The following is a 1,016-nucleotide window of genomic DNA, read 5'->3' as shown; positions in this document are numbered from 1 at the left end:
GACCTACACGAGCGAGCGCAAGGCCTTCGGCTCCAAGATCAACCAGTTCCAGGCACTGCAGTTCAGGCTGGCCGACATGGAGACTGAGCTGCAGGCCGCCCGCATCTTTCTCTACGCCGCCGCCTCGAAGCTCGACCGCAAGGCGCCCGATGCCGGCAAATGGTCGGCGATGGCCAAGCGCTTCGTCACCGACATCGGCTTCAATGTTGCTAACGAAGCGCTGCAACTGCATGGCGGCTACGGCTATCTGCACGATTACGGCATCGAGAAGCTGGTGCGGGATCTGCGCGTCCACCAGATCCTCGAAGGCACCAACGAGATCATGCGCGTCATCATCGCACGCACGCTGATAGGCCGCTGAAAGCAGACATTTTCGGGAGGAAACAATGACCACCATTGCCTTCATCGGCCTCGGCAACATGGGCAATCCAATGGCCGCCAATCTGGTCAAGGCGGGCCATGCGGTGCTGGGCTTCGACCTCGTGCCCGAGAATCTTACAGTCGCGAAAGAACACGGCGTGACAGTGATGGCGAACGCCGTCGCCGCGGTGAAGGACGCCGATGTGGTCATCACCATGCTTCCCGCCGGCAAGCATGTGCTGTCGGTTTATGAGGACATCGCGTCGAAGGCAAAGAAAGGCGCATTGCTGATCGATTCCTCGACCATCGATGTCGAATCGGCGCGCAAGGCGCATGCGATTGCAGCCAGGCACGGCCTGCCCTCGATCGACGCGCCTGTCTCAGGCGGCACCGGCGGCGCCACCGCCGGCACGCTGACCTTCATGGCCGGCGGATCCAACGAGGCTTTTGCCGCCGCCGAACCGATCCTGAAGCCGATGGCCGGCCGCATCGTCCATTGCGGCGGCGACGGCGCCGGCCAGGCCGCCAAGATCTGCAACAACATGATCCTCGGCATCTCGATGATCGGCGTCGCCGAGGCCTTCGTGCTGGCCGAGAAGCTTGGCCTGTCGCATCAGGCGCTGTTCGATGTGGCCTCCACCTCTTCCGGCCAATGC

At 62.8% G+C, this 1,016-nt stretch carries 2 protein-coding genes; both read left to right on the top strand.

The features are described from left to right. Nucleotides 1–361, top strand: a 361-nt coding sequence (locus EOA29_RS37740) for an acyl-CoA dehydrogenase family protein (RefSeq protein WP_281061139.1), incomplete at its 5' end; no start/stop codon positions are given. A 25-nt stretch (nucleotides 362–386) separates the two neighbouring features. Beyond that, nucleotides 387–1,016, top strand: a 630-nt coding sequence (gene mmsB, locus EOA29_RS37735; protein ID WP_127222476.1) for a 3-hydroxyisobutyrate dehydrogenase, incomplete at its 3' end; no start/stop codon positions are given.

Source organism: Mesorhizobium sp. M1E.F.Ca.ET.063.01.1.1 (genome assembly GCF_003998155.1).
GTDB lineage: Bacteria > Pseudomonadota > Alphaproteobacteria > Rhizobiales > Rhizobiaceae > Mesorhizobium.
The sequence above is the reverse complement of the archived record's forward strand: the minus strand, read 5'-3'. Positions and strand labels throughout refer to the sequence as shown.